This is a genomic window from Bacillus altaicus (genome assembly GCF_042136375.2).
GTDB classification, from domain to species: domain Bacteria; phylum Bacillota; class Bacilli; order Bacillales; family Bacillaceae_G; genus Bacillus_A; species Bacillus_A cereus_U.
In genome coordinates, this window is sequence record NZ_CM143394.1 from 75316 (window position 1) to 101347 (window position 26032).

A 26032-nucleotide genomic window follows, 5' to 3' on the forward strand; every position below is an offset into this window, starting at 1 on the left:
TTACTTATTTCACAGTATATGAACCCTCTTCAATCCAGCTATACATATACTTTTCATCTTCCGTCTCATGTGCTTGTTTTACAATACGAAGCGGACGGAATGTATCTATCATAACAGCCAATTCAAGTGTTTCTTTCTTCCCTATACTCGCTTCTGTTTTTCCAGGATGCGGCCCATGTGGAATCCCGCTCGGGTGAAGCGTAATAGAACCTTCTTCCACACCTTTTCGGCTCATAAAGTTACCTTCTACATAGTAAAGTACCTCATCACTATTCACATTACTATGATAATATGGTGCCGGAATTGATTCTGGATGATAATCATATAAGCGTGGTACGAAAGAGCAAATAACAAAATTATGACCTTCGAATGTTTGATGTACTGGTGGTGGCTGATGAATACGACCTGTAATTGGTTCAAAATCCTCAACATTAAATACCCATGGATATAAATAACCATCCCATCCAACAACATCTAACGGATGGTGCCCTAAAACATGCTTATGCATATAACCCCTCGACTTTGTCATTACGACAAACTCACCTTTTTCATCATATGTCTCCAATTTCTCCGGACCACGAATATCTCTTTCACAAAACGGACTATGCTCTAACAGTTGCCCATATTCATTGCGATAGCGACTTGGTGTTGTAATTTGGCTATTTGCCTCTACAACAAGAAACTTAGTCTCTCCCTCATCTGGAATAACACGATAAATCGTTCCAATTGGAAGCGTTACATAATCACCTTTTCTATAGTGAATCGTTCCAAACATCGTCTCAATTTTTCCTGTTCCATAATGAACGAATAACATTTCATCGCCATCACCATTACGATAGAAATAATCCATTTTTTCTGCCGGACTCACTACTCCAATTAACAAATCTTCATTTCCAAGTATGAAGGTTCTTCCACTTACTGCATCACCATTTTTCTTATTTTCTTTCGTGCGAAAGTGACGATGAGCAAGAAGGGCATCCTCTTCATACTGTAACTGACAAGAATGCGATAATGCCGCATGACCTACTTCCGTTGGCATATAATGATGATACAAAATAGACTGCGTACCAGAAAAACCTTTTGTTCCCATTACCTGTTCACGATAAAGCGATCCATCCTTTTTACGGAATTGTACATGTCGTTTATGAGGTAGCTCCCCCATGTGACGATAATACATGCCCATCACCTGCTTCCATCTCTTTTTTGACCGTATTACGTAATGTACCTAAACCAGTAATCGTAAGTTCTACAACATCTCCAGCTTGCAGCCACTCTTCCGTACCAAGCTCCAAAATACAGCCTGTTCCTACTGTTCCAGACCCGATAACATCCCCTGGATATAACGTAACATCTTCCGAAGCACGTTCAATCATTTCAGAGAATGTATAATAAATATCTTGGAAATTCCCTTGTGATAACAGTTGCCCATTTACATGAGCAGTCATCTCTAAATCATAACGATCACCGTTACGATAAACGTCTAATTCCTCTTTCGTAACGAGATACGCTCCTAATGAAGTTGCAAAGTCTTTCCCTTTCGCTGGGCCAAGCCCTACTTTCATTTCTGTTGCTTGTAAGTCCCTCGCACTCCAGTCGTTCATAATACAGTACCCAAAAATATATTCCTCTGCTTGCTCACGAGAAATGTTTCGTCCTTCTTTCCCAATTACGCAAGCAATCTCTAACTCATAATCAAGTTTTTTAGACTTCTTCGGACCAATAACAAAATCATCTGGTCCAATAACAGCACGGTGGTTAGTAAAATAAAAAACGGGGATATCATACCATTCAGGTACAACATCTAGCCCTCTTCTTCCGCGGGCTGTTTTTACATGCTGTTCAAATGCATAAAAATCTCGAATGCTACTCGGATTAGGAATTGCCGCTGCTAATTGAACTTCATCTAAGGAATATATACCCTTTTCAGGATTCTTAATATTACGCAATACTTCTACATACTCATCTACTTTCTCTAAAAAGGCGAACATAGAAGAAGGTAATTGTCCATCACTCGCAAGATTCATATCGATTACTTTGTCACCTTCAAGCCATCCAGCTCGCATTTCTTTCGAGGGGAGACGAAATGTAACAAATTTCATCATGATTCCTCCCTATGAAAATGAAATTTCCACCAACAAAGAAACTCTTGCTGGTGGATACAAATTTTATAAATTTCCGCGACGCTCTTGTTCTCTTTCAATTGATTCGAATAACGCTTTAAAGTTCCCTTCGCCAAATCCACGAGAACCTTTACGTTGGATGATTTCAATAAATAGAGTTGGACGATCTACAATTGGTTTCGTAAAGATTTGTAATAAATAACCTTCTTCGTCACGGTCTACTAGAATCTTCAATTCTTTTAATTTATCAATTTCTTCATCAATTTTCCCCACTCGTGCAGTTAACTCATCGTAATACGTATCTGGCGTATCTAAAAACTCCACACCATTCGCACGAAGTACTTCAATTGTTTTTACAATGTCACTTGTTAATAAAGCGAGATGCTGTACACCCGCTCCGTTATAAAACTCTAGATATTCTTGAATTTGTGACTTTCTTTTTCCGTCTGCTGGTTCATTAATTGGAAACTTAATACGGCTTCCATTCGTCATAACTTTTGACATTAATGCCGAATACTCTGTGCTAATATCGTCATCATCAAAATGAATCATTTGTTTAAATCCCATGACGTTCTCATAATAACTAACCCATTCTTCCATTTTCTCAACGTTACCAACGACATGGTCTACAGCAATTAAACCGGATTCTTCAAATGGAATATTAAACTCTATCTTTTGGAATCCTGGCATAAATGTTCCTTTATAATTTTTACGCTCTACAAGCGTGTGAATTGTATCACCATACGTACCAATAACCGCTTTCTTCAAGGTACCTTCCTCATCTGTTAACTCTTCAGGAGGAGCAATCGCAACAGCGCCACGCTTCACCGCTTCCGAGTAAGCTTTATCAACATCATCAACAAGTAAAGCCACATCTTTCACTCCATCACCATGAGTCTTTACAAACTCTGCAATACGGCTATCGCTACTTAAAGCTCCAGACACAACAAAACGCATATTTTTTTGCACAAGAACATAAGATACCTTTTCACGGTTTCCTGTTTCTAATCCAGAATAAGCTACAATTTTGAATCCAAACGCTCTCGCAAGATAATAACTTGATTGCTTTGCATTTCCTACGTAAAACTCTAAATGATCTACATCACGTACCGGAAAAAAGTCCTCCATTTGTGCAGCTAGCGTATCCATAGATTTTTGTTTCATAATATCTTCATCCCCCTGTAAATAGATTAAATGGTTCATACTTAAAACCAACCAAAAACGCTTCCAATATCAATTAATAGAAATTAGTTAGCAGGCTAACAATTTCTGACCTTTAAAATTTTCTATCTTTTCTGTCAAATTCCTCTTTTTTTCTTACATATAAAATTCGACTTTTTTCTCTTTAAAATACAGTGAAACTTTAATTAGCGGGCCTTTGCGAGATAAGAGGATAACATTAATACTTGAGGGGATATATGAGAGGAAAACAAAAAAGACTCCAACATATTAACTATTTACTAATATGCTAGAGTCTTTATTTTTTTAGAATAATGGTACGTACGGTGTATAAAAACTTATTGTTATCAATATTCATCATACTAATACATTTGTAAGGAATATAATAAACGCTGTCAATACAGCTGCTCCACCTGCTGATACTAAAATATCCATTTTTGTTACTTGTAATACTTGTTCCTTGTTCATATTCCTCATTCTCCCTTCTTTTGTTTTTGTTACAAAATTTCTATTATACTAATACGCTTGAAAGAAATACGATTAATGCTGTTAATACTACTGCTCCGCTTGCTGATCCTAAGAAGTCACCTTTTGTTACGCTTAATACTTGCTCGTTGTTCATAATTTTCATTCTCCCTTCTCTTATTTTTGTTACAAAACTTCTATTATACTAATACGCTTGAAAGAAATACGATTAATGCTGTTAATACTACTGCTCCGCTTGCTGATCCTAAGAAGTCACCTTTTGTTACATTTAATACTTGCTCGTTGTTCATAATTTTCATTCTCCCTTCTCTTATTTTTGTTACAAAACTTCTATTATACTAATACGCTTGAAAGAAATACGATTAATGCTGTTAATACTACTGCTCCGCTTGCTGATCCTAAGAAGTCACCTTTTGTTACGTTTAATACTTGCTCGTTGTTCATAATTTTCATTCTCCCTTCTCTTATTTTTGTTACAAAACTTCTATTATACTAATACGCTTGAAAGAAATACGATTAATGCTGTTAATACTACTGCTCCGCTTGCTGATCCTAAGAAGTCACCTTTTGTTACGTTTAATACTTGCTCGTTGTTCATATCATTCATTCTCCTTTTTTATAAGTTATCTATATGTAATTACTAAGAAATGATTATTTCATAGTTTTCATGTTAACGTTACATTGAAATTAATTACGTAACGTTTGTAACACTAATGTAACATAACTATTATTACGTTGCAATATAATTACGTAAATTTTATTACACTTTTTTTACGTTTTTTTAAATAAACACTCAAAAACCTTGTTTTAATGCGTTTTCTACTACAATCACATTTGTAACACTAGTGTAACATTAAGGTCATAAAGCGAAATATAATATTATTCATCTCTATTTTGTTAAAAACCAAAGTGAAACTTTAATCAACGAGAGTTCCATTCCCTACTAATTATTCCCCTCACCAATCGCACTTTTACTAGAAATTAATGCGGGATAAAATACTATCTTTCCAAGATAAGTTTATATGTTTCCTCTATGTAACTATGTATAATGGAAACAAAGAGGTGGTCATTTTGAAATTAATCGCACTAGATATGGATGGTACACTACTATCATCTAATCTTGAAATCTCCAAAGAGAACTTACAAGCTATCCAAACCGCAAAAGAGGCTGGTCATATTGTAATGATTTGTTCTGGCCGCGCGAAAGAGGATGCTTTGAAATTATTGGAAGAATATAAACTATCTCTTCCAGTTGGAGCAAGCAATGGGGCAATTGTTTATGTGGACGGAAAAGTAATTAACTCGCGTTGTTTACAAAATGATAAAGTATACAAGCTTGCAAAATTACTAGAATCTGAAGGTTTCCCATATAAGTTGTACACAAATAAAGGGGTTTATTCTCCTTATACATGGCAAGGTCAAGTCATGCAGGCATTCGAAGAAAATAAACATACACTAGATGTTACACTTGAGGAACTTGAAAGAATTACAGAAAAACAAAAGAAATCTAACTTAATTACTGATTTCCAAAAAATAGAAGATGTCGTAAATAATCCAGAATTAGAAATATCTAAATTCTTCATTTTAACATTTAATGCTGCTCATCGTTCACAGCTATTACAAACTTTACAAGAAGATACGGACATTTCAGTTACGGCATCAGCTCCTACTAATGTAGAAATTATGGATAAGCATGGCCATAAAGGCAATGGTTTGCAAGAAATGGCAGCTTATTTCAATATACCAATTGAAGATACTGTTGCAATCGGTGACAACTTTAATGATGTGCCAATGCTACAAGTAGCCGGCTTATCAGTTGCAATGGGAAATGCTGAAGAAGACGTAAAAAAATTATGTGACGTTGTTACATTAACAAATAATGAAAACGGTGTTGCTCATGCAATTGAGCAATTTGTATTAAAACAAACTTCATCAAGTAAATAAAAAAAGGACTCTTTCACATTTTGAAAGAGTCCTTTTCTTTTACACATGATGACAAGCAACAAAATGATCTTCACCCACATTACGGAATTCTGGTACATTCGTTTTACAAATATCTGTAGCAAAGGGGCAACGTGTATGAAAACGGCAACCTGATGGTGGATTTGCAGGACTTGGAATATCCCCTTCTAGAATAATCCGTTCTCGCTTAACTGTTGGATCCGGTATTGGCACTGCTGATAACAATGCTTTTGTATATGGATGAAGCGGATTCGCAAATAACTCATCACGTGGTGCTGTTTCCACAATAGTTCCTAAATACATAATTCCAATTTTCGTACATAAGTGCTCCACAACACTTAAATCATGTGAAATGAATAAATAGGATAATCCCTTTTTCTCCTGTAATTCACTAAACAAATTAATGATTTGCGCTTGAATAGATACATCTAATGCCGCAACAGGCTCATCAGCTACAATAAACTCTGGATCTAATACCATCGCCCTTGCAATAACGATACGTTGACGTTGCCCACCGGAAAACTCATGAGGGTACCGGTCAATATGATAAGGCGCTAAACCACATAACTCCAATACTTCTATCACCTTTGCACGGACATTTTCTTTCGTCGCTAGTCCGTGAGCCAACATTGGCTCACCAAGCGCTTCTCCAATTCTCATTCTTGGATTTAATGAGCTAAATGGATCTTGAAAGACGAGCTGCATATTAGGACGATGCTTTCTCAGCTCTTCTTTTGATAAAGCATGAACATCTTGACCTTTAAATTTCACTTCACCTTCTGTTTTTTGAACGAGACGGAGAATTGTTTTTCCTATCGTCGTTTTCCCACTTCCAGACTCTCCTACAAGGCCAAACACTTCTCCTTTATCAATTGTAAAGCTTACCCCATCTACCGCTTTCACATGTCCAATCGTTCTACTAAATACGCCGCCCTTAATCGGAAAATACGTTTTTAAGTTCTTCACTTCTAATAATGGTTCACTCATTGCCCAGCACGCTCCTCATATAACCAACAAGCTACTTTATGATCCTCGTCATGCACATTAAGATTTGGCGCTTCATTTTGGCATATTTCCATGCAATGTTCACAGCGGCCACTAAAGTAGCAAAACTCATCTAAGCCAACTAAATTTGGAACTTGCCCTGGAATAGAATAAAGTTTATCTGTTCGTTTCCCCATTACTGGTTTTGATTTTAGCAGCCCTTGCGTATATGGATGTTTCGGATTTTGAAATATCTCTAGTACCGGTGCCTCTTCAATAACTTTTCCACCATACATAACGACAACATAATCGGCCATTTCTGCTACAACACCTAGATCATGTGTAATTAATAAAATCGATGTTTTAAATTCCTCTTTTACTTGCCTTAGTAAATCTAATATTTGCGCTTGAATCGTAACGTCCAGAGCTGTTGTCGGTTCATCTGCAATTAATAACTTTGGATTACAACTAAGTGCAATAGCAATCATAATACGTTGTAACATGCCACCGCTTAATTCGTGCGGATAAGAATGGACAATTTCATCAGCACGAGCAATACCAACTTTACGAATTAATTCAATTGCTTTTTTGTATGCTTCGTTTTTGCTAAGTAGTTCATGCTCTCTTAACGTCTCAACAATTTGCTCTCCAACAGTAAAGACCGGATTAAGCGATGTCATCGGTTCCTGGAAAATCATCGCGATATCATTTCCTCTTAAACTACGAAGTTCTTTCTCTTTCATTCCTAAAAGACTTTTTCCTTCATAAAGAATATCACCACCAACGATGCCGCCAGATTCAGCAATAAGTCCCATAATAGATAAAGCCGTTACACTTTTCCCGCAACCTGATTCGCCTACTACACAAACTGTTTCACCTTCTCGAACTGAAAAGCTAACATGATTGACAGCCTTTACTGTACCTTCTTCCGTCTGAAAGTGTGTTTGTAAATCCTTTAGCTCTACTACTGCTTTACTCATGCTTTCTCACCTACCGCTTCATCTTTGGATCTAATGCATCACGAAGTGCATCGCCAAGTATATTAATTGATACAACTGTTATAAAGATTGCAAAACCAGGCGGGATCCATAACCACGGACGCTTTTGGAAATCGATTAATGAGTTTGCTGCACTAATCATATTTCCCCACGATGGTGTAGGCGGGACAACGCCAAGTCCTAGGTAACTTAGTGCAGACTCTCCTAAAATAGAACCTGCAACACCTAATGTGGATACAACAATTAATATCGGCAGAACATTTGGGATTAAATGATATACAATTTTCCGGTAATCGTTTATCCCGAGTACATCAGCAGCTTGCATAAACGATTGTTCTCGCAGCGATAAAATTTGACCTCGTACGAGGCGTGCAAGTCCTGGCCAACCTACTAAACTTAAAATGATCATAATGACATAAAGACGATAATCAGATGGTACTTTCCATTCTGATAAAATAGCTCCCATTATAATAAGTAACGGTAATCCTGGCATCGACATTAAAATATCAGCAAGACGCATTATAATATTATCGACGATACCACGGTAGAAACCTGCAATCGCTCCTAATAAAGCACCTAGTATAACGGATAACACCATTGAGGCTAAGCCAATTGTTAATGAAATCCGTCCTGCTTGCATAAGCCTCGTTAAAATGTCTCTTCCTAATTGATCTGTGCCAAGCCAATGAGAAAAACTAGGTGGTTTGTTAATTAGCGTAACTTGTATTTTTCCTGATGCATACGGTGAAAAGAATGGACCAATAAAACAAAATAAAAACATAAAAACTAATGCGTAAAATCCTATAAGTGCCATTTTATTTTTCTTTATCCTTTTAAAAGCTTGCCTCCACGGCGATGATTCATTCCTTCTTTTCTTTTTTTCTTTTTTTTCCGTAGTTGCTGTAACAGTTTCCATCTCTTTCCCCCCCTTACTTCAACCGAATACGTGGATCAACAACTGCATATACAATATCCGCTAAAAAGTTTGAAACAATTGTCAAACACGAAAGAAACATCGTAAATGCCATTAATACCGTATAATCACGAAAATTAAGTGCTTCTAATTGAATATTACCGATACCTGGCCAGTTGAAAATTTGTTCTATAATAATTGCCCCTGAAAACAACCCTGGTAATTCAAATGCAAGCAATGTAATAGCCGGCAAAATTGCATTTTTTAATGCATGTTTATAAATAACGGTCTTCTCCTTTAAACCTTTTGCTCTAGCCGTTCGAATGTAATCTTGCCGTACAACCTCTAACATACTCGTTCTAAAATAACGAGTTAATGAGCCAACTCCAAGAAGAGTTAAAATAAATACGGGTAAAACCATATGCTTTGCAACTTCTATTCCGTAAGCAAGCCCAGTTGAATTACTCCCAACATCAATCATCCCGCCTATCGGTAACAGCTTAAAGTCAACCGCAAACACTTTAATTAAAAACAAACCGATAAAGAATGAAGGAAATGACATCGCTGCAAATACACCAATTGTTACAAGCTTATCGAATAAAGAATGTTGCTTTGTCGCTGAAAATACACCGATAATAAGTGCAATTAGCCAAATAAAGAACAATGCAATAATCGCAACAATAAACGAATTCCATATAAATTTATTTAATAATGACGTTACAGATTCTTGATATTGAAGAGAAAAACCAAAGTCCCCCTGCAATGCATTACCTAGCCAGTGAAAATATCGCTCAACAATTGGTTTATTCAATCCATACAATTCCCTAAGTTCAGCTGCTCTTTCCGGTGTAATCTTCGGGTTTGAATCAATATAATCTCCTGGAAGAAGTGCGAACAGGAAGAAGATAATAATCGATGTCCCCAACAGTGTAGGAATCATTTGTAACAGCCTACGAATGATATATGTTTTCACCCTTTTTCTCTCCAATCTTATGCTTAAAATAGAAGAACATTTTTTCAAAGCGGCACACTACTTGCCGAATGAAAAAATGTCTTCTACTTATACATTCTTCTCGTTATTTTTCGATAGATAGAGCTGGTAAGTTTGCACTAATACTATTGTATTTTTCAGGGTCAATTCCTTTTATATTCCCGTTATAACCAGTAATTGTTCTACGATAGTTTAATAGAATTACTGGTGGATCATCACTTAATTCTTTATACAGTTCTTTATAGATTGGTTTACGTTTTTCAATATCTACCGTTTCAATACCTTTTTGAATTAACTCATCTACTTTTGCATTTTTATAACCAAGACTCTTCTCATTGACACCCGACAAATATTCACCAGCTGTTTCACTCGGATCACTTGTAATTGGTGTCGAAACAGAAGCTAAATCATAATCACCTTTGTTTACCTTCGAAAGCATAGTATTAAAGTCCATAAATTCAGGGTTAAATTCTACACCTATTTCTTTATAATTCTCTTTTGCAATCGGAATTAATAAATCGCTATCTTTAGCCGAACTTGGGCCGAAATAAGAAAGCTTTAATTTTTGACCATCTTTTTCACGAATTCCATCCGAACCAACTTTCCATCCTGCTTCATCTAATAATTTTTTCGCTTTTTCTTTGTCGTATTCATATTTATTAACTCCTTCTTCCGTATAAGCCCAAGAAGTTGGATGAATTGGTACATTAGCTACCGTACCGTATCCTTTCAATGCTGTATCAACATATTTTTTACGATCTAATCCGTAAATAAGTGCTTGACGAACCTTTTTATCCTTTAAGTACGGCTTATTATTATTCATATAAATATAACTAAATGACGCTGCTGTTTCGATTTGGATATTTGCAAATTCTAAAGCCTTAGCCTGTTCAAGAACTTCGTCACCAGTACCTAGGCCAGTGTAGTCAACCTCACCTGTTTGGAATAATTGAAGCTTCGTATCACCAGAAGTAATTTTATAAATGAAGTTTGGAATTTTTGGTTTACCCGCATAATAATTTTCATTTGCTACAAATCGCACTTCTTGCCCTGGGATATACTTTTCAAATTTATATGGACCCGCAGCTATCGGTTTTTCATATAACGCTTTTAAGTAATCTAAACTTGCATTTTGTTTATAATCTTTTCCATAATAAGCTTTTGATAACACCTCTCCACCTAAGGCTGTTAGTGCCTGTGAATTAACTTTTTCAGTTGTAATTTTAATTGTCTGTGGATCAACAACTTGAATTCCTTCAATAGAATTTGCTTTTCCTTCTTTATATTCTTTACCGCCTTTAACAGCATATTGAGAAATGTCTTTGTCACCCTCATATGCCTTATCATGTAAAAGCGTCAATGTGAACGCTACATCATCTGCTGTTAATGGTGAACCATCGCTAAATTTCAAATCTTTACGTAAATGGAATGTATATGTTAACTGATCAGAGGAAATATCCCACTTCTCAGCTAATTCTGGAGTTGGTTTTCCTTGTTTATCTGTAGATACAAGAGATGCAAAAATAACTGAAGTGACGTTTCCATCCCAACCATTTTGTTGGAAATATGGTAAAAATACGCCACCTGGTTTACTAATACCAACTACTAACGTATCTTTTCTATTCTTCGCTTTATCTGGTACTTTCGTCTTATCTGTCGCAGCAATATTTTCAACTTTTATATTTTTTAAATCTTGCTGTTTTACTGGTTCTGTAGAAGCCGTATCCTCCTGTCCCCCACAAGCAGATAACACAAGCGAACTACTCAGTAATACCGAAAATACACCAGCCCATTTTTTTATCTTTTTCTTCATTGTCCCCACCCTAACTTTTTTTTAATAATTACACCTTATGAACTGCTTGCCTAATGTATGCCTCCCACAGCAACATTTTATAGCCAATCGGAAAAGTCGGTTTTGGTTATAAAAAAATAGTTGTTTTTGAGGGGTAACAATCTTATTCCGACCTTTCCGGTAGACTTTATGGTTATTAGCTTATATCTTTCAGTATATTTTGTCAATTATTTCTATATAAATATTTCGAGAATTCTCCAAAAATTATTGAGCAATATTCAATTTAGGTAAACTTAACAAAATACCATTATAATTATCTTCTTGTAATCCTTGAATTCGTGCATTATGTGCAGACACGACTTTACTATTGTTTAAGAAAATAACAGGTGGATCTTCACTTAACTCTTGATATAGTTTTTTATAGATTTCTTTTCGTTTTTCAATATCCAATGTTTCTAATGCCTGCTTAGCTAATTCATCTACTTTCGGATTATGATATCCATCATAATTACGCTTACTTGTCGAAACAAACTCCTCAATTGTTCCGCTCGGATCATCAATCATCGGTGTGGAGACCATGGCTAAATCATAATCTCCTTTAATTACCTTGGAAATCATCGTATTAAAGTCCATGTATTCAGGGTTGAAATCTACCCCAATCTTTTTATAATCCTCTTTCATAACGGGGATCATCACATCATTGATTTTACTTGCAGAAGAAGCAAAATAACTTACCTTCAATTTTTGGCCATCTTTTTCACGAATACCATCTGACCCAGCTTTCCAGCCAGCTTCATCGAGCAATTTCTTCGCTTTTTCTAAATTATATTCGTATTTATTGATTCCTTCTTCTGTATACGCCCACGAAACTGGTGTAATTGGTACATTAACAAGTGAAGCATAACCTTGGAAATACGTATCAATTACTTTTTGGCGCTCTAATCCGTAAATAAACGCTTGGCGTACACGTTTATCTTTAAAGTATGGCTTCTTATAATTCATTTTAATATAGCCGTAAGAACTTCCTGTATACACATTAATATTAGCGAAACCTAGCTCTTTTAATTGCTCAATCGTTTCCGCATTTGTCGTGAAGCCATCATAATCTACTTCTCCCGCTTGAAATTGTTGCAAATTCGTATCACCTTTTGTAATTTTATAAATAAAGTGCTCAATCTTCGGTTTACCTTCAAAATAATTTTCATTTGCTACAAAACGAACTTCTTGACCTGGAATATATTTATCTAGTTTATAAGCTCCTGCTCCCATCGGTTTTCCGTATAACTCTTTTAAATACTCTAAATTTCCTTGCTTATATTCTTTACCGTAATAAGCTTTTGATATAACTTCTCCACCAATTAATGATAATGTTTGGGCATTTACCTTTTCAGTTGTAATCGTAATTGTTTTCGGATCGATGACTTGAATCCCCTCGATAGATGTAGCCTTTCCTTCTTTATATGCTTGCCCACCCTTTATTGCTGTTTGACTTATATCAGTTGCTCCGCTATATGTCTGGTCATGTAGTAACGTTAATGTAAATGCTACATCATCCGCTGTTAACGGCGAACCATCACTAAACTTTACATCATCTTTCAAATGGAACGTATATGTAAGCTGATCCTCCGAAATATCCCACTTCTTCGCTAGAATCGGGATTGGTTTTCCTTCCTTATCCAGCCCAACAAGAGGAGCAAAGATAGCTTGCGTTATATTGCCATCCCATCCATTCTCCATGAAATGCGGAAGGAATATCCCGCCAGGGCTCGGCATTCCAATTACAAAAGTATCTTTTCTTTCCTTTGCCTTTGCTGGACTTTTTGCTTTGTCACTCGCTTTAATAAATTCATCTTTCACTTTTGGCATCTTCGTTGCTTTATCTGTACTTGTCTCTTCTTGAGCGCATCCTGCTAATAAAACCGATGTACTAAGAAACGTAGCAAGTAACCCTTTAAAAACCTTTCGCATAATTCTCACCCTTACTTTCCTATTTTTTAATTAAGTGGTAACATAACGCTCCTTCTGTAACTATCTTTATTTTACCTATAAAAATAGTATGAATTGATTTCAAGATTATTCCTTTCCTTCAAGCATGTCAATCTTTCTCCTGTATGTCGTATTAAAAAACTTAAAAATCTACTTCTATTCCTTCAGCACAAAACATAGAATACTAATAATCAATTACCAAAAAGGGGGCGAAAACATGGACAACCTATTCCAATATGTCCTGCACTATATATTATTAACAATTATGATAGTCGGGGCACTATTACTATTCCCTTTCTTCCCAAAGTTCGTCCTCTTTTTAGCTTTTTTCGTTATGCTCGGAATTGCAATTACAATCTCAATGAGGGAAGAAGATACACAAAAAGAAAGCAGAGTTCAGCGCGTAAAGCTGTAAACTCTGCTTTCTTTTTTATCTTCAATCCCCGAGTCTCTATTACACACACTTATGTCTTGGGAAATAATTAGCCAATACTTTTGTAATTACTCTAATCAAAAAAACTTCTAATAACGTTTATTTTCCTTCTTACCATTTCATATGTTTCTCAACCTATGAAAATTGCGTAACAAAGATTTATCAAAATTACTGTTTCACGTGAAACACATTTTTTACTTATCCCGCATTAACGGGCAGTAAACGCCCGATTGGTTCAACTAATAATCAGTGGGGGATGAACACCCCCCACTGATTAAAGTTTCACTTTATCCCTTACGTAAAATATTATTATAAAAAAAGAAAGCTAATCCCTTCAGCAAAACTGAAAGGAATTAGCTTTCTACTCTTTACTCGACAATATTCTCTAACTCATTATATAACTCCGCTCGTAAAAACTCTTTTTTCGTTTTTTCTTCATACAATTGTTCAAGCATTTCAACATCAACTACATGTTCCATTTTACATTCAAGTGCATATATATCTTCTTCTATATGCATTAACTCGCTTTCAACTTCCTCTAAATTCCTAGCCTTCTTCTTTTTTATAGGCATTACTTCTAACGCTCTATTCCCTTGCTGTTGCTGTTGCTGTTGCTGCTTCTGTTTTGCTACTTGTTTCTCAATTCTTTCTTCCCACTTTTGACGAGCCCATGCATAGTTCCCTGCAAACTCAAATAATTTGTGCTCATCAATCCAATATGTCTTTTCAAACAATTTATTTAAGAAATAACGATCATGTGAAACAGCTAAAATTGTCCCGTTATATTGTTCAAGGGCTTCCTCTAAAACTTCCCTTGATTCAATATCAAGATGATTCGTCGGTTCATCTAAAATGAGAAAGTTAACATCTTGATACATAAGTTGCGCGAGTCTTAACCTCATTTTTTCTCCACCGCTAAGTTGCGTTACTTTCTTAAAAACAGCTGGACCATAAAATAAAAACCGAGCTAATATATGTCTTGCTTCTCCCTCTGCTACAGCTACACACTCTCTAAAAGCTTCCAATACATTGTTCTTCATATTCCCGTACGCATGTTGCGATAAATAACCGATTTTCACACTACTACCAATCCGAATTTCACCAGTATCTTGCTTCATTTCTTCTAGTAGTAATTTTAATAACGTAGTCTTTCCTGTACCGTTACGTCCAACGATAGCTGCGCGCTCCTGAAAACGAATATGCAAATTTACTTTCTCGAATAAAGATCTGTCAGCAAATCCTTTACTCACTTCTTTCATTACAACAACATCTTTCCCGCTTCTCTCTTGCCCATCAAACTGAAGTCCCATCTGTTTTCTATCCAAAATGGGTCTCTTTAGTTTCTCTATGCGCTCTAATGCACGTTCCATATTTCTCGCTCTCTTATGCAATCCTTCATTCGGCGGATTCGCTTGATTTGCCCATTCACGTAGGCGCTTAATTGCTTCTTTCATTTTCTTTATTTTCTTTTGCTGTTCTTGATACGCTTGAAATTCTTGAAGCAATCTTTCTTCCTTTTCCTCAACAAACTGTGAATAGTTCGTATGATATACGTGAATTTCTCCATCTTCTAAATCAAAAATTTTCGTTACAACTTCATCAAGGAAATAGCGATCATGTGAAATGACCATAACTGTTCCTGTATACTCTTTTAGAAATTGCTCTAACCACTCGACTGCAAATAAGTCCAGATGATTTGTTGGTTCATCTAATAAAAGTAAATCTGGTTTCTGCAATAGCATATACGCAAGGCTTACTTTTGTTTGTTCTCCACCACTTAACTCCATAAATGATCGGGGAAATAGTTCCGTCACCTGTAGACCATTTGCTACCTTCATAATATTCGCTTCTATTTCATAACCACCGAGAAACGCGTACCTTTCTTGAATTACTCCGTATCTCTCCATAAATTTTTGTAAAGCAGATGATTCTTGTTCTTCCGCCATATTTTTTTCTAAAGCATGCATTTCTATCTCCAACTCTTTTTCCTTTTTAAAAGCGGAGCTTAATACATCATATACATTCATTTCATTATTGAATTTTGGAATTTGTGCTACATGACCGATGCATGTACCTTTCTTCATATGAATGGCTCCTGCATCCAAACTCTCCATTCCTGTTAGAAGCTGAAAGATAGTTGTCTTCCCACTACCGTTACGACCAACTAATCCAATACGTTCTCCATTCTTTATTTCAAGCGATATATTTTCAAATATGATGTTTCCACCAAAAGATTTCTTTACATTATTTACACTACAAATTGTCATTTTCCGTACTCCTTTCAATATAAAAAACCATGGGAAAGAAACATTCCCCATGGTTTTTGGCATAGAAAAAGGAAGCCAAATAGCTCCCTTTTCACACGTTTATCAAAAATGGGTGAAGAGACTTCTATCGTTCAATAGCTACTATGCAATTGTTAAAAAAGGGCATACGTATCCCGTTAACAACTACATCATGAAAAATCGCACGACAAAAATAGATATAATCTAAAAATTTGGCACGCGCAGCTAAAGAACGTTTCATCTCATTCACCCCTTTCGTACGGAATTTAATACTTACTTCTTTATTATACTTTCCCATTTCATGTTTGAATAGTCATTTTTCTGAAAATAATGAAGATAGACTAAACATTTCAATAAGTGACATCAAATCTTACAAAACTGTTATGTTCACGTAATGGAAAGCGATAGTACGAAAAGATGCCTCCCTATACAATAAAGATATAAACAAGAGAGACAAAAACAAGGAGGAAACAATCATGATGAAAGAAATCATAAAAGCAATCTTCGAGGTATTAGTGAACGGACAAGCAGTTGTAAAAGAACTAAACGAATTATAAAAAGGAGTGAAGGAATATGATGAACATGGTAAAAATGGTTTTACACGCTTTAATCGATGCAAAAGCAGTTAGCCAAGAATTAAACCAACAATAAAAAGGGGTATATGAATATGAAGAAAGCCATTATTGTAATCGCAAGTACAGCAATTGCCTTATACACAATAAAAAATAGAAAAAAGAAACAAAATGAAAATGAAAATGCTCTATATTATCCATACACACTATTAAAGAAAAAATAAAAGACAAGGTACCCTATTGCAATGAGGATATCTTGTCTTTTATTTTTCCCTATTACCTTTAAAGGATTTCCTTCCCCCTTTCCCGAATGTATTAAGCGGGATTTTTACATATATTTTAAAGGGGCATATATACAAATGGATACACAACAACTATATTTTTCAAACGATATCGGTAAACAAAAACCAGAAAGTATTCGGAACAGAAGTACTACATGTCCTTTTTGTGACAGAGAAAATTTAACGGATATTTTAGCAACTGAGGGCTCTATTATTTGGTTAAAGAATAAATTTCCTACATTAAAGGATACCTTTCAAACCGTGCTAATCGAAACAGATAATTGTGAAGAACATATTGCAACATATACAGAAGACCATATGAGAAAACTAATTCGCTTCTCTATTCACCATTGGTTAAACTTACAGGAAAATGAAGAATTCACTTCTGTGATTTTATACAAAAATCATGGTCCATTTTCAGGTGGAAGTTTGCACCATGCACACATGCAAATTATCGGAATGAAACATGTAGACTATCTTGAAAATATTGATGAAGCAAATTTCCAAGGGGTAATTGTCCAAAAAAATGAACGTATTGAACTCAACATTTCAGAGCGTCCTATTATCGGCTTTACTGAATTTAATATCATCATTGAAGATATTGCATTTATAGATGAAATGGCAAATTATATTCAGCAAACTGTACGTTACATACTGACAGATTTCCATAAAGGATGTAGTAGTTATAACTTATTCTTCTATCACTTAAACAGGAAAATCATTTGTAAAGTTGTTCCTAGGTTTGTCGTTTCACCGTTGTATGTAGGATATAAAATACCGCAAGTTTCTACAAAACTAGAAGATGTGAAAATACAACTAGCGCAGTATTTCACGAAAGAAAAGGATGAAATTATTCATAAAAAAACAGAGTAGGTATAGAAAACCTACTCTTTTATTACACCTTTATTTCGATAGTATACATCCTCTAATCCGATGTTATACTTCATATTGTTATCCGTCCACTCTGGTCCTAAATTCCCTGGCCATCCAGATGTATTCGCTATATATTTCAGTAATGCAAAATCAGTCAAACCTTTTTGCACCCCGCGCTTATAACCTTTCATTAAATACGGCATTGCAATTTGTGCATTTATACGTGGATCTTTCAGCTCTTCATCAGTTAAATGATCTGGCGCAAGCCCACCACCGCGGTGCAATTGAAACAATCCGAATGAAGTTCCGTTATCTCCAACACTTCTTGGATTTAACCTACTTTCATGTTCGGCAATTGTAAGAGGTATCCATTCTGGAAGGTTTACTTTCTTTGCTTCCTCTATAATGATTTGTTTCATCTGTTTTACTTCTTCTGAATCAACATAACTTGTTTCATTCATTAGCTTACCCATTCCTTCAGACTTTCCTTGGAAATATAAATACACTCCAAGAACAACTAAAAATCCTACAAAGAATTTCTTCACTACCTCTACCTCTTTCTCCGCTGAAATTTGTCCCCTTTCAGCCTTCCCTTTACAATTCCCTACACTCTATCATTCTCTTACCCTTCAATCATAGCAAATAACTATACATATTATCATCATGCTTTAGACCGATTTTGCGAAAAAACAGTTGGTAAATACGTACAAAAATGTAACTTACATGGACTACAACTCATTTATTGTATATAATTGTAAATTGAATTCTATATAGACTAGGAGCATATATAAATGAAAAAATTCCTACTACTTTTTAGCATTTTACTACTCATTCCTATACATATCTCTGCACAATCATCATCCAAGCCAAAAGTACTTATTTTGTATAGTACAGCAGACAATAAAATTACAAACAATGTACAAATCCTTAATACTCAGTTAGGACATTTCACAAATGATATAACAGTAAAAAGTTTAAAAGAGGTAAATGAAACCACTAACTCATCTTCTTATACACATATTGTTTATATCGGAGAGAAAAAAGAAGATCTTTCTACTGAAGTAAAACAATTTCTAGAAAACTTCTCAGGTCCAGTATTAGTTTTAGGACAAAATGTTGAACAATTATCTAATCGTTTTTCTTTCATTACCTCGAAAGAAACCGATATACGAATTCACACTATAGAATATCCGACTAACCAATTAAAAAATGAATTACATGAAGAACGCTTGATGAAGAAAGTTGAAACAAAAGGAACAACTCTTGCTTACGCCTTGAGTGCTGATGGAACTCATCCGTTAATCATTCAGCAAGGAACATCGTATTATGTTGCAACTCCAAACCTTTTTGATTGGATGTCTCATTACGTGGGTGAAATGTTATTTTCTTACTTCGAACAAAAGCCTATGACAAATAAAACTTCAGCTTATTTACGTCTTGAAGACGTTCATCCAGCTGTAGATGTAAAGCAATTAAAAGAAATTGCTGAATTACTAAAAGAGAAAAAACTTCCTTATATGATTACCGTTATCCCTGTTTACAAAGATCCAGACACAGGAAAAACAGTACCTTTAAAGGATAACTCTGAATTAATCGATGTTTTACGCTTTATGCAAGATAATGGTGGCTCTATCGTTATGCATGGTTACACACACCAGTTTTATGATAGTGAAACTGGCGAAGGTTTTGAATTTTGGGATGTAAAAACAGATCAACCAATTCGCCAACCGAACCATGAAAAACCAAAGACAAAAGAAGATTTTCAGTCTACAGAAGACTATAATAAATACGTAGAAAACGGAAAAGCCTTCGAAGAAAAATATATTAAAGATCATATTGAAAAAAGGATTACAGAGCTTGTAGAAGCTAAATTATATCCAGTTGCCTTTGAAGCTCCGCACTATACAATGTCTCAAAAAGGATATGAAATACTATCACAATATTTTTCAACTTATGTAGGACAAATACAACTAAACGATACAACTTGGAAATCAATGCACTCACCGGCTTATATAAGTACACCGTCATTTTTACATGGGATGAAATTAATTCCTGAAACTGTTGGCTTTATTGAAGAAGATAAGCCACAAGCTATAGCAAAAATGAAAGAACGTGCTTTATCTGTCGAAAAATTATCCGATGGAATTATCGGTGCATTTTATCATCCTTACTTGGGCGTTAAACCATTAAAAGAAGTATTAAAAGAACTAGAAGGTATTCCAAACATAGAGTGGATTGATTTACAAAAAGAAACGAATGAAGTAAAAATGAAAGATATTCATATTACTACTAATAAAGACGGCATTCATGCTGAACAGCCAACAAGTGCGAAGGACATAATTGATTATATAAAACAACATGGGTTCTTCCTTATAATTGGGTTCATTATAATTGTCTTTCTTTTATTATTAAGACGCGCGAAAAAATTAGAGTCATAATAAAAACACCAAGCGAGATGCTTGGTGTTTTTTGCTATCACTCAATAACCTGATAAAATCGCACCGTATTCTCATATATTTGCTCTGCAACTTTCTCTACAGACATTCTTTTTATTACACTAATTTCTTGTAATACATCTTTAATCATTTTAGGGTGCGTCATAACACCATCTTGAAATTCCCATGGCCCATCTGTTTCTACCATCATATATTTTAAAGGATAATACGAAACAATTTTTCTAATTTTCTCCTTATGTAAAACATCCGGTGTGATAGAAATATAATAACCGTTCCTCATCATCCGTTTCATTGTCGCTTCACTTCCTTTAAACCAGTGAAAGTGTGCACGTGAAACTTTATATTCTTCAAGTAAATCATATACAGTGTCAGCATCTTCATAAACCGCATGCAGTATAATTGGTAAATCGTATTTACTAGCTAGTTCAACAAACTCTTTTAACACCGCTATGTATGGATCGACAGCAATATTTTCATCTTCTTTCCTTAAATAATATGGGAGTCCCACTTCACCAATCGCAACAATTTCCTCTACATGATCTTCAATTAATTTATAAATTTGCTCACATTCCTCTTTATGAGTCGGTTGCTCCGGATGAAAACCTATTGCTGGATGTATAAAAGGATATCGCTTTGCTAAAGATAGAGTTTCTAGGCATGATTGATAATTCATAGATACTGCAATAAGCCCTTGTATCTCTTTACTATTTTCCACATCTGTAAGTAATCTACTTTTCTCTTCATCCTCATATTGATCAACATGTATATGGCTATCAATCCATTTCATCTTTATGCCCCCATAAAAAAAACAAGAAAGGGTCTCCCTTCTTGTTTTATCATCTATATTAGTTAACAATTAAATTTGTTATTATATCAAATAATCCAATACATACTATGGCAACAGTAAAGTAGCTACAGAAATCTTTAATTGGAAACTTCACTACTTCTTCTTTACGCATCCCAGTTTTCTCCCTTCTTAATATATCCCTAATTATTTTTTATCTATTTGTATCTATTATGCAAAAAATATGACAAAATTACTATCGAATTAACTTACGTAAACCTTACAATATTGTAAGGTTTAAAAAAGCCCTCATCTTAAGCTAAGATGAGGGCTATTCAAAGTTAGTTGGTTTTTCGTTCTTCATTAACATTACGAATCAGAAAGTAATACAGTAAGACTTTCTAGTTATAATATATTATATTCACTATCTTCTAACTATCGAATTACATTACAGGATACTTACATGTTTGTAAGCTATGTGTAATGTAATTCGATAGTTTCCTTTACCTACATCTCGTACAATAAAGTTAGAAAGTAAGCCAAATAAGAAGAACACTCACATAACCAAATTACATTGCTAGTAGCTACTCTTCTTATACCTTTCACTCATGCTACTACAATGTACCCCCTTCCCCTTTATATAATAAAAAAAGCCTTAGTCCATATGGACTACGGCTTTTTCATGCACTTCAAAATACCCCTACCTAGTATTTTTATTTTCGACAAAAAATAGGCGGGGGTATAATTCGCTATCTCATCGTTAAAAGTTTACTCTTCGCATTAATAGGAATATTTACAGCTTCAATTTCTTCAATCGCCTCGCCGTAGCGTCCTTTTGCGTACACTTTTAATGCTTCATCTCTCTTTAACATATGTTTAACAGTCTTCTTTATTTTTTGTTCTTTTCCACGTTCATCAAATGCAATAAATTCATATTCATACCATTCATCACCGACATGTTGACCAATCGTATCCACAATTGTATAGTATTCTTTCGTCGTATAAAGCGGATTATATTTATCGATAACCGGTCCAAGTTTTGTAGGTAGCAATACTACTACTATCGTCACCATAGCTATCACAGTAGTAATCATTTTTTTCTTCATAATACTGATTTTCCTCCTCTACAGGATACTTATACATCCATTCTAAAGAGCAGGAATTTAATCTACCATTCAATCCCATTACATTACCCTTACATTTTTGTAAGAATAAAGTGAAACTTTAATCAGAGGGGGTTTTATCCATCCCCCTCTGATTATTAGCCTTCACCAATCGGGCTTTTACGGGCAGTTAATCTCCCACCTAACTTCCTCGCATGTGTCGAATTATGAGGTGGGAGTCTTACTGCCCGTTAATGCGGGATAAAAAAAAGATGAACGAATTTTCTCGTTCATCTTTTAGCTCGCTTTAAAGCCACCACCAAGTACATCACGCACATCGTGAATGACAACGAAGGCATCTTCATCAACTCTACTAATAACTTGCTTTAACTTAACAAGCTCTTGTTTATTAATAACGACATATAATACTTCTTTATTTTTACCAGTATATCCGCCGCGTCCTTCTAATACAGTGACACCGCGTGTCATGTTTTTCGTAATAGTCTCTCGAATTAAGTCTGGTTGATTCGAAATAATCGTAACAGCTGTTTTTGTATCCATACCTTCCACGATGAAATCAATCACTTTCGCTCCGACAAATACAGCTACAAGTGTATACATCGCCTTTTCTTGTCCTATTATAAATACAGAACCAGCAATTACAATGATATCAATAATAAGTACGCCTTTTCCGACGCTCCAACCTAAATATTGATTTGCTAACTGCGCTAAAATTGCCGATCCTCCTGATGTACCTCCAGCTTTGAACATACATCCTAATCCGACACCTACAAATACACCAGCGAATAAAGCCGCTAATAATGTATCACTATTTACTTGATACTGAATGTGCTCTGTAACGTATAAAAACAAAGATGTTTCCACAATACCTATAATTGTGTAAACCATCGTTTTCTTATCAAAAAATTTATAACCTACAGCTAATAAAATTGCATTTAAACCAAAATTCACAATTCCTGGTGACCAATCAAATAAATAATAAGTAACAACCGTTAAACCAATGATTCCACCCTCTGATAAACGGTTTGGAATTGCGAAGTAATTAATACCAATTGCAAATAGTAATGAACCGATTGTAATTAATGCGATTTCCTTTATACGTTGATTAACCATAGTTCATCCCTCCCCCCATTTGACATTGTATCACTATCTCCTAGAGGTTTAGAAGTTGTTTTTATTCCGCATTTTCCCTCACAAAGACCAAGATATTATGTTTAAACAAAGGGGTGATTAATTATTCATATTCGCTCTAACTGTACGGACAAAGCGCTCCACATTCCCACTCTGAATATACTTAGCTCTAATGGTTTCACGATTACAAGTACATTCGAAATATGGACGGAAATCTATGTCATCTATATGCAAATACGAATACTCTTCAAATATCGCAGGATAGCACGGAAATTTCCCGTAAAATAGAAGACGTCTAGTAGTGGCAACAAAAATCCCATGTTGATAACATAAAGTAAAGTCATCCTTTTCAAATATCCCTACGACAAACGCTAAAATCTTTTCGTCATCCTCTACATATTTTTTCATACTTAATAAAAGTTCATTCATGCATATCCCTCCAAATTCTATTCATTGTTTTAACACTTGAAAAGAATCCATGGATTATTACAGACCGGTGTAACTCTTTTATAAAGTATGAAACGCGTTTCCTGTCAAAGACATTTCAAAAAATAATCCGTTATGTGATTATACACATAACGGATAAATACTAAACCGTAGAGCGTTCCACAAGTTTATACGGAATTTCCACCTTTTCTTGTTTAGAACTCTCATCACTTACTTGCCTATAAAACATTTCAAAAGCCGTCTTACCTATTCCCTTTAAATTTTGGTCAATGGTTGTCAGTTGTAAAACTTGAGAAATCGGTTGATTATCAAAACCAATAATCGCTAAATCCTCAGGAACTTCAATACCTAATTTTTCAACTTCTGTCATAATCCCAATAGCAACTTCATCTCCTGCCACTATTAATGCTTCAGGAGGATTCTCCATCTCCTTGAATTGATGTGCAACTCTTACACCATCTTCTAATGTAAAGCATTCTGTGAAAATCCGATCTTCCATCACTTCTTCATCTATTAATTGTAGCTGTTGTTTATAAGCATCAAAACGTTTCTTACTACTTGGCCCTAACTTTCTTCCCGTACAATATCCAATCTTCTTATAACCTTTTCCAATAAGGTAACTCATCCCTAATTGAAAGGCATTAAAATGATCTGTATATACACTCGATATGCTTTCAATATCATTATCCTCACAAGCAATAACCGCCCCATACGCTGCATAAGGCTCTATAGTTTCCCACTCATTAGCACGAGAACAAATGATAAGACCGTCTAGTTGCTTTGTTTTCAACATATGTAAACTTTTCATTTCTTCTTTTTTATTGTAGTTCGTTTGACAAAGAAGCACTCGATAGTTGTGAGCTAACGCAACTTCCATCATTCCACCCACCATCGCATCAAAAGACGGATGATTAATATAAGGTAAAATCACGCCAACAATATTCGTCTTCCCTTTTGATAAATGAACAGCATTTGCATTTTGCGAGTAATTCAATTTCTCAACTATTTCTAAAACAACTTTCCTTTTTTCTTCACTTACATATGGATGATCATTTAATACCCTCGAAACAGTCGTAACTGAAACCCCAGCCATCTTTGCAATATCTTTAATATTAGCCATACACTCACCTCTACTTTTAACTTAATGAATCACATGAACATATGTCAAATCTTCTCATCATGACACTTTCATTCGTTTTTCTTACAAAAGTGTAATTTTCCTGTAAGCTAATTCGATAGTGACTCTCCGCAACATTTCATATAATTAAGTCAGAAACAGGGCAACAACCATTTGAAAAGGAGCGGATCTATATGATGAACAAAATGAAAACGAACAATTTCTTAAATACAATGAGCTTGGTATTTTCCGCTCTTATCGATGCAAAAGCTGTTGCTTCTACATTAAACAAGTAAGGAGAATGCATTATGAACAACATCACTTTTAATAAATTAGATTTTTTAGGACTAGCTAGCGGCACGGTTCTTCTTACTGCTTTCATTTACGCTGCTACACTATAACTTTGTGTCCCCTTTCCCCTTTATATAAATAATAATAAAAAAGACGACCGTCTATACCCGGTCGTCTTTTTTAGCTTTGATTCGGCTGCAAAACTTCCTTTAGTTCTTCAAACTTTGCATTTAATTCATCTGTCATCATTTTCATAGCCGTTTTTCGATCTATTTGTTCTTCAGCATCGATTTGAATTGGGTCTCCAAAAACTAATCGCGCTTTTTTTCCTTTTATCAATTCTTTTACACTTGATGGACCAACATAAGCTGCCGGTATTAACGGAACGTTAGAACGCATTGCAATCGTAACAGCCCCAGCTTTTAATGAAACGTCTTCTGATGATCTCGTTCCACTCGGGAAAATCCCTACCACTTTTCCCTCTTTTAATAAACGCGATGGAATTTTCAATGTGCTTGGCCCTGGATTCGCACGGTCTACAGGGAATGCATTTACATTTTTAAAAAACCAATTTTTGAATTTCCCTTCAAACAATTCTTTTTTTGCCATGTAATGAATTTGGGTTGGGTACATTCCTGCTGCTAACATTAAAACGTCCATAAAACTTGTATGGGTACACGCAACAACGTAAGGGCCATCTTCCGGTAATTTCTCTCTCCCTTGTACTTCTACCTTCCCAGCCATTTTAAATATATATTTCAACGAAAATGTAATTGGTTTATACATTCATTTCGTTCCTTTCTAAACATCCGAATTGGAATCATATT

Annotated in this window: 29 protein-coding genes; 6 read left to right on the plus strand and 23 right to left on the minus strand. The window is 35.1% G+C overall.

Annotated elements, in window-relative coordinates:
* Positions 1-4 precede the first annotated feature (4 nt).
* The 8 genes from ACE38F_RS00365 to ACE38F_RS00400 all read right to left on the minus strand — a co-directional run bounded on the left by ACE38F_RS00365 (position 5) and on the right by ACE38F_RS00400 (position 4383).
* Positions 5-1177 carry a homogentisate 1,2-dioxygenase gene (locus ACE38F_RS00365; RefSeq protein ID WP_341307864.1) on the minus strand — a complete coding sequence of 391 codons (1173 nt, stop codon included), beginning with the start codon at positions 1175-1177 and terminating at the stop codon, positions 5-7.
* A complete protein-coding gene (locus tag ACE38F_RS00370; protein WP_341307865.1) occupies positions 1143-2099 on the minus strand; it encodes a fumarylacetoacetate hydrolase family protein in 957 nt (318 codons plus the stop codon). Before ACE38F_RS00370 ends, ACE38F_RS00365 begins: the two co-directional genes overlap by 35 nt.
* Positions 2100-2165: 66 nt before the next feature.
* Positions 2166-3284 (minus strand): 4-hydroxyphenylpyruvate dioxygenase, encoded by a 1119-nt coding sequence (gene hppD / locus ACE38F_RS00375; RefSeq protein WP_375371298.1) that lies wholly within the window; start codon positions 3282-3284, stop codon positions 2166-2168.
* Between the two features lie 372 nt (positions 3285-3656).
* Entirely contained in the window at positions 3657-3767 is a 111-nt protein-coding gene (locus tag ACE38F_RS00380) for a DUF3948 family protein (RefSeq protein ID WP_002113412.1), read from the minus strand.
* A gap of 43 nt (positions 3768-3810) precedes the next feature.
* On the minus strand, positions 3811-3930 hold the full coding sequence (locus ACE38F_RS00385) for a DUF3948 family protein (RefSeq protein WP_000700011.1): 120 nt from the start codon (positions 3928-3930) through the stop codon (positions 3811-3813).
* 34 nt (positions 3931-3964) lie between these two features.
* Positions 3965-4075: a DUF3948 family protein gene (locus ACE38F_RS00390; RefSeq protein ID WP_001058532.1), complete on the minus strand. Its 111-nt coding sequence runs from the start codon at positions 4073-4075 to the stop codon at positions 3965-3967.
* A gap of 43 nt (positions 4076-4118) precedes the next feature.
* Complete coding sequence (locus tag ACE38F_RS00395; RefSeq protein WP_002074222.1) at positions 4119-4238, minus strand: DUF3948 family protein; 120 nt, start codon at positions 4236-4238, stop codon at positions 4119-4121.
* A 34-nt stretch (positions 4239-4272) separates the two neighbouring features.
* On the minus strand, positions 4273-4383 hold the full coding sequence (locus ACE38F_RS00400; protein ID WP_001058532.1) for a DUF3948 family protein: 111 nt from the start codon (positions 4381-4383) through the stop codon (positions 4273-4275).
* A 473-nt stretch (positions 4384-4856) separates the two neighbouring features.
* Between ACE38F_RS00400 and ACE38F_RS00405 the strand changes: the two genes are divergently transcribed.
* Positions 4857-5729 (plus strand): Cof-type HAD-IIB family hydrolase, encoded by an 873-nt coding sequence (locus ACE38F_RS00405; RefSeq protein ID WP_002187510.1) that lies wholly within the window; start codon positions 4857-4859, stop codon positions 5727-5729.
* Between the two features lie 39 nt (positions 5730-5768).
* Here the strand turns inward: ACE38F_RS00405 and ACE38F_RS00410 are convergent, their stop codons facing one another.
* From ACE38F_RS00410 to ACE38F_RS00435, 6 genes are all read right to left on the minus strand, one after another.
* Positions 5769-6734 (minus strand): ABC transporter ATP-binding protein, encoded by a 966-nt coding sequence (locus tag ACE38F_RS00410; RefSeq protein ID WP_078176780.1) that lies wholly within the window; start codon positions 6732-6734, stop codon positions 5769-5771.
* A complete protein-coding gene (locus tag ACE38F_RS00415; protein ID WP_375371297.1) occupies positions 6731-7711 on the minus strand; it encodes an ABC transporter ATP-binding protein in 981 nt (326 codons plus the stop codon). The genes ACE38F_RS00410 and ACE38F_RS00415 overlap by 4 nt, the downstream gene beginning before the upstream one ends.
* 10 nt (positions 7712-7721) lie before the next feature.
* Positions 7722-8645: an oligopeptide ABC transporter permease gene (gene opp4C, locus ACE38F_RS00420; protein WP_000451066.1), complete on the minus strand. Its 924-nt coding sequence runs from the start codon at positions 8643-8645 to the stop codon at positions 7722-7724.
* A gap of 13 nt (positions 8646-8658) precedes the next feature.
* The gene (locus tag ACE38F_RS00425; protein WP_002091399.1) at positions 8659-9615 is read right to left on the minus strand and encodes an ABC transporter permease; all 957 of its coding nucleotides are present in this window, start codon (positions 9613-9615) and stop codon (positions 8659-8661) included.
* 103 nt (positions 9616-9718) lie between these two features.
* Positions 9719-11446, minus strand: coding sequence for an ABC transporter substrate-binding protein (locus tag ACE38F_RS00430; RefSeq protein ID WP_341307871.1), 1728 nt, complete (start codon positions 11444-11446; stop codon positions 9719-9721).
* A 243-nt stretch (positions 11447-11689) separates the two neighbouring features.
* On the minus strand, positions 11690-13393 hold the full coding sequence (locus tag ACE38F_RS00435; RefSeq protein WP_375371296.1) for an ABC transporter substrate-binding protein: 1704 nt from the start codon (positions 13391-13393) through the stop codon (positions 11690-11692).
* 235 nt (positions 13394-13628) lie between these two features.
* On the opposite strand from ACE38F_RS00435, the gene ACE38F_RS00440 reads away from it, so the two are divergent.
* Positions 13629-13826 (plus strand): hypothetical protein, encoded by a 198-nt coding sequence (locus ACE38F_RS00440; RefSeq protein WP_215555015.1) that lies wholly within the window; start codon positions 13629-13631, stop codon positions 13824-13826.
* Between the two features lie 386 nt (positions 13827-14212).
* Here the strand turns inward: ACE38F_RS00440 and abc-f are convergent, their stop codons facing one another.
* Together abc-f and ACE38F_RS00450 are read right to left on the minus strand one after the other, a co-directional pair.
* Complete coding sequence (gene abc-f / locus ACE38F_RS00445; protein WP_375371295.1) at positions 14213-16111, minus strand: ribosomal protection-like ABC-F family protein; 1899 nt, start codon at positions 16109-16111, stop codon at positions 14213-14215.
* A gap of 124 nt (positions 16112-16235) precedes the next feature.
* Positions 16236-16370, minus strand: a complete 135-nt coding sequence (locus ACE38F_RS00450) for an RAxF-45 family protein (RefSeq protein WP_079999070.1) — start codon at positions 16368-16370, stop codon at positions 16236-16238.
* Positions 16371-16790: 420 nt separating this feature from the next.
* Here ACE38F_RS00450 and ACE38F_RS00455 point away from each other — a divergent pair, with 420 nt between their 5' ends.
* Positions 16791-16925 (plus strand): spore coat protein B, encoded by a 135-nt coding sequence (locus ACE38F_RS00455; protein WP_219300618.1) that lies wholly within the window; start codon positions 16791-16793, stop codon positions 16923-16925.
* A gap of 135 nt (positions 16926-17060) precedes the next feature.
* Positions 17061-17855: a DUF4931 domain-containing protein gene (locus ACE38F_RS00460; RefSeq protein ID WP_435868538.1), complete on the plus strand. Its 795-nt coding sequence runs from the start codon at positions 17061-17063 to the stop codon at positions 17853-17855.
* Positions 17856-17866: 11 nt separating this feature from the next.
* On the opposite strand, the gene ACE38F_RS00465 is transcribed toward ACE38F_RS00460, so the two are convergent.
* Positions 17867-18400, minus strand: a complete 534-nt coding sequence (locus ACE38F_RS00465) for a transglycosylase SLT domain-containing protein (protein WP_375371294.1) — start codon at positions 18398-18400, stop codon at positions 17867-17869.
* Positions 18401-18646: 246 nt separating this feature from the next.
* On the opposite strand from ACE38F_RS00465, the gene ACE38F_RS00470 reads away from it, so the two are divergent.
* On the plus strand, positions 18647-20293 hold the full coding sequence (locus tag ACE38F_RS00470) for a DUF2334 domain-containing protein (RefSeq protein ID WP_375371293.1): 1647 nt from the start codon (positions 18647-18649) through the stop codon (positions 20291-20293).
* A gap of 37 nt (positions 20294-20330) precedes the next feature.
* Here ACE38F_RS00470 and ACE38F_RS00475 read toward each other — a convergent pair whose 3' ends face one another.
* The 5 genes from ACE38F_RS00475 to ACE38F_RS00495 all read right to left on the minus strand — a co-directional run bounded on the left by ACE38F_RS00475 (position 20331) and on the right by ACE38F_RS00495 (position 24917).
* Positions 20331-21098, minus strand: a complete 768-nt coding sequence (locus ACE38F_RS00475) for a TatD family hydrolase (protein ID WP_375371292.1) — start codon at positions 21096-21098, stop codon at positions 20331-20333.
* A 746-nt stretch (positions 21099-21844) separates the two neighbouring features.
* Positions 21845-22201: a YxeA family protein gene (locus tag ACE38F_RS00480; RefSeq protein ID WP_375371291.1), complete on the minus strand. Its 357-nt coding sequence runs from the start codon at positions 22199-22201 to the stop codon at positions 21845-21847.
* Positions 22202-22495: 294 nt separating this feature from the next.
* Positions 22496-23332 carry a YitT family protein gene (locus tag ACE38F_RS00485; RefSeq protein ID WP_002159558.1) on the minus strand — a complete coding sequence of 279 codons (837 nt, stop codon included), beginning with the start codon at positions 23330-23332 and terminating at the stop codon, positions 22496-22498.
* A gap of 117 nt (positions 23333-23449) precedes the next feature.
* Positions 23450-23779 carry a PH domain-containing protein gene (locus ACE38F_RS00490; RefSeq protein ID WP_002139893.1) on the minus strand — a complete coding sequence of 110 codons (330 nt, stop codon included), beginning with the start codon at positions 23777-23779 and terminating at the stop codon, positions 23450-23452.
* Positions 23780-23939: 160 nt separating this feature from the next.
* The gene (locus ACE38F_RS00495; protein WP_375371290.1) at positions 23940-24917 is read right to left on the minus strand and encodes a LacI family DNA-binding transcriptional regulator; all 978 of its coding nucleotides are present in this window, start codon (positions 24915-24917) and stop codon (positions 23940-23942) included.
* Positions 24918-25222: 305 nt separating this feature from the next.
* Between ACE38F_RS00495 and ACE38F_RS00500 the strand changes: the two genes are divergently transcribed.
* Positions 25223-25315 (plus strand): DUF3948 family protein, encoded by a 93-nt coding sequence (locus ACE38F_RS00500; protein WP_012260201.1) that lies wholly within the window; start codon positions 25223-25225, stop codon positions 25313-25315.
* Between the two features lie 70 nt (positions 25316-25385).
* On the opposite strand, the gene ACE38F_RS00505 is transcribed toward ACE38F_RS00500, so the two are convergent.
* Positions 25386-25991 (minus strand): lysophospholipid acyltransferase family protein, encoded by a 606-nt coding sequence (locus ACE38F_RS00505; protein WP_375371289.1) that lies wholly within the window; start codon positions 25989-25991, stop codon positions 25386-25388.
* Between the last annotated feature and the right edge of the window lie 41 nt (positions 25992-26032).